Origin of the sequence: Nonomuraea sp. NPDC049784, assembly GCF_040659615.1 — a bacterium.
Lineage (GTDB): Bacteria > Actinomycetota > Actinomycetes > Streptosporangiales > Streptosporangiaceae > Nonomuraea.
In genome coordinates, this window is record NZ_JBFAMX010000820.1 from 1 (window position 1) to 3,679 (window position 3,679).

Sequence of the window (3,679 nt, forward strand, 5' to 3'; positions counted from 1 at the left end):
GCCACGCGCTGCCAGACCCACACCTGGCCGAGGCCGGCGACACGGCCATCGCGTCCCTGGCCAGCCGCCCCGCCCACCTGTGGGACACCGAGGGACCCACCCTGTGCCATGGCAGCTCTGGAGTGATCCAATGCGCTGCCGCCCGCAAACCGGCCACCGTCGATCCTGCGGCGTCGTCGGTCGCATCGGCGTTCAACCCCGAACACCTCTTCGCCGTACAGCACCTCCGGGCAGGGACCGCGTCCGACGATCCCGGGCTTCTGACCGGAGCAGCGGGCATCGCCCTCGCTCTCGCCGACCACGGCAACCTACCGGCCCCCACGACCGCCACCCGATGGGATGCCGTCTTGCTTCTGTCCTGAACAGAGCGTGGATCGGGCGAACTTGATCCCCTGTACCTGGCTGCACGAGTCTTACCTACACCCCGATCCGCTCCCAGCGGGACAGCCAACGGCTCCTCGGTGAGGACAACGCCGAGCATCCGATCCGTCCCCTACTGCACCGCCCAACCCAGCTTGGTCACCGGACGGCGTTTGGCCTCCAGAGCTGCCAAGGCCGGAGTCGTCTAGACGAAAGAACTGCTCCAGCTCCGCCGGGGTCGGCTGCTCGCGGAAGCGCCCGTAGCGGGCTACCTGCTCATCGGAGAGGAATTCGTAAGGCATGACCCTGGAACGTAAGGCTTGTGATCAGGCGCGCACGAAGGCCGTTAATCCAAGATCGAAGATCCAATGGCGGAAGCAAATTATGCGGCTCTTTGCAAGAGAGACTTCTCGTATCATATTGCCTACAATTATCTTATGACGCACCCTAGAATATCGGATCAGTCAGCAAGTGAGCCCTCTTCTCCTCCGAGTCGCGCGCTCGATGTTCCCAACGTGCGCAACTTCCGCGACGCCGGAATTTCCGCGCTGAAGTCCGGCCTCCTCTTCAGATCAGGTTCGCTGAACCGCCTCAGTGACATCGGGGTGGAACGGCTGCGCAGACTCGGCATCCGCACCGTGATCGATCTCCGCAGCGGGGCCGAGAACATCGTCTGGCCCGGCCAGAAGCACGGTCTGGAGGTGACGTGGGTCGCACTGCCCGCGCTGCCAGACCGGGCGGAGCTTCGCCGGATGGGACTGTCCGACTTCTCTGGGTTCGATGGCAAGGACTGGCCTTTGGACCCCGTGCGGCTCTACCCGTTCATGGCCGTCTACGGTGCGCCGGCCATCGCGCGGCTGATCAAGGAACTCGGCCGTCCGGATGTCACTCCCGTGGTCGTCCAGTGCGCTGTCGGCAAGGACAGAACCGGCCTGGCCATGGCCATCATCCAGACACTGCTCGGTGTGGCCTGGCACGAGGTTGTCGCGGACTTCGTCCAGTCCAACATCGAGCTCGCCCTCGCCGCCGGGCCCGTCTCCTTCATCGACGAATCGGGGGTGACGCGGTACAACCATCCGGTGTCCGAAGAGCTACTCCGATCGGCGATGGATACTATCACCACGGAGTACGGCAGCCTCCTTGCCTGCCTTCAGGCTCACGGGGTGACACTGCAAGACCTCGACGCGCTGCGGTCGCTGCTGGTGTCCTGAGAGGCACGGTCATCGCCTTTGGCGCCTGCGGTGCACGCGGGCGCCCAGGCCGGCGACAGCACGTCGACGTTGGCCGCCGTGCATGCCACCGCAGGCAGGGCGCTTTCGAGCACTGTCGTCGTCGCTCAGCGCTCGTCACGAGGGTGCGCACACCGGACTCGCGCCGGAATTTCCGATCTTGAAAACGCGCTTCCGCTCCATTTTTGCCGATTACCGTGAGTCGGGACCGCCGTCGGTCCGACTCCGCTAAGCTCGCTCAGGTTACAGGGTGGGCTCAGGGTGCCCCGCTGTGAATGAGTGCTTCACGGTGCGCATGAACCCATCGGCGATCAAGGTGTGGGAGCGACGGCAATGACTGATGTGTCTGATGGCGCGGTCACACTGACCGGAGGGCGCATGGCGTCGGAAGTTCTCCGAAGGAACGACACGGTTCTGCGGCCCGCCTCGAATTCATCCGAATTCATGGCTGCGCTTCTCAAAACTTTCGAACAGCAGAATTTCACTGGTGCCCCGAAGTATTTGGGCCAGGTGGACGGCAAGGATCTATTCACCTATATCCCGGGTGAAGTGCCCGCGAAATTCCGGCCCTGGTCCGATGACCAGGTGGGCGCAGCGGCCCGCCTTTTGCGTCAGATGCATGACGCTACGCGCGGAAGTGACTTGGCTGGTCGCTTCGACGTCGTGTGCCACCATGACCCCGGCCCCAACAACGCGGTCTTCCAGAACGACATGCCGGTTGCATTCATCGACTTCGAGCAGGCGGCCCCGGGTGGCCGCCTTGAAGATGTCGCGTACATGGCGTGGACCTGGTCGATTTCGTCGAAACAGACGATGGCGCTGGTGGATCAGGCGGCGCAGGTGCGCCTCCTCGCCGACACCTACGGTCTGCACGAGGCGGAGCGCCACGCGCTGACCGACTGCGTCCTGGAGCGGCAATCGCGCAATGTCCGTTTCTGGGCGGAGCTCGCGGCGCATCCGGAAACGGCCCCAGCTGGACCGGAGGTCCTGGCTGACCGGATCGCGTGGAGCAAAAGGGAGCACCACTTCGTCTACGCGCACCGTGAGGTGTTCGACCGGGCGCTGGCCTGACCGCTGGCGGGTCGGCTCAGCCGCTGGTGTGCGCGGCCGGGCGTGCTGGTGCGTCGGGGAGCCCGAACATGGCCCCGGAGGTGCGCGCGAGGTGGGCGATGTCGACGGGTTGTCCCTCGCGGTGCACGAAGGGTGGAACGGGCCGGTCGAGCGGTGGGTTGGCCAGGAACAGCACGGTCAGGCGCTGCGGAAGCCGGTGGTTGCGGACCTGGTGGTAGAGCGGCGGGATGTCGGCGCCGGTCATCGCGGTGAGGAGGCTGCCCGGCATCGCCAGGAGCCGGTTGTCGTGGACGGGCACGGGGTTCATCCGCCCGCCGGTTTCGATCTCCAGGCCGGGGCCGTCGGAAACGGCGAGAGTGAGCAGGTGGCCGTCCTCGTGCCGGTCCTGCAGCAGGTCTCGGTCGCTGGGGTGGTACCAGTTGATCTCCAGGTAGGAGTAGTCGCGAAATGGTGGGGCGGCGTGTGGCTGGTGCCCGTAGTGGGCCGCCAGCTCGGTGAGTACGTTGCCGGCGATGGCGGCGGCTACGGTCCAGTAGTCGCTGAGGGCCTGCAGGAATGGTGCGACGGTGGGCGTGTCGTGGTGGGGGACGGTGGTGGGGTTGTCTGCCCAGTAGGTGAAGCTTTCGTTCATGTCGGGCCGGTCGGGGCTGATGGAGTATTGGCGGCCGTACGGGCGGAACCCGTAGGTGAAGTCGTCGCTGCCGTGGGTGCGCTTGACGTTCTCCTCCAGGGTGAAGAACGCGGCGGCGGCGACGCGCAGCGCGCTCAGGGCCTTGGCGGCGGCGGCGGGCAGGTCGATGCTGGCGTGGCCGTGGGTGAGAAGCGCGGCGGTGGCAGCACTCAGGGACATGGCGGGCTCCTTCGAGGGCGCAGGATGATCACAGGAAGTAGAGGCGGCTGAGAGCGGTGTGCTCGGTCGGCGGGGAGCTGATGGGGGTGTCGTCGAGGGTGACGCGGCCGTCGCCGGGCTGCACGCGGACGTCGCCGGTGCGGTTGTTGAGGCGCATGCTGGCCAGTCC

4 protein-coding genes are annotated in these 3,679 nt (G+C 66.0%); 3 read left to right on the forward strand and 1 reads right to left on the reverse strand.

The window, feature by feature from the left end; all coding sequences use genetic code 11:
- The 3 genes from AB0J09_RS59130 to AB0J09_RS59140 form a co-directional block, all read left to right on the forward strand.
- On the forward strand, positions 1-362 hold a 362-nt coding region (locus AB0J09_RS59130), incomplete at its 5' end, for a lanthionine synthetase LanC family protein (RefSeq protein WP_360712211.1).
- 366 nt (positions 363-728) lie between these two features.
- Positions 729-1,571: a tyrosine-protein phosphatase gene (locus tag AB0J09_RS59135; RefSeq protein WP_360712213.1), complete on the forward strand. Its 843-nt coding sequence runs from the start codon at positions 729-731 to the stop codon at positions 1,569-1,571.
- A 351-nt stretch (positions 1,572-1,922) separates the two neighbouring features.
- A complete protein-coding gene (locus AB0J09_RS59140) occupies positions 1,923-2,660 on the forward strand; it encodes a phosphotransferase (RefSeq protein WP_360712215.1) in 738 nt (245 codons plus the stop codon).
- A 16-nt stretch (positions 2,661-2,676) separates the two neighbouring features.
- Here AB0J09_RS59140 and AB0J09_RS59145 read toward each other — a convergent pair whose 3' ends face one another.
- Positions 2,677-3,510, reverse strand: coding sequence for a hypothetical protein (locus AB0J09_RS59145; RefSeq protein WP_360712218.1), 834 nt, complete (start codon positions 3,508-3,510; stop codon positions 2,677-2,679).
- Between the last annotated feature and the right edge of the window lie 169 nt (positions 3,511-3,679).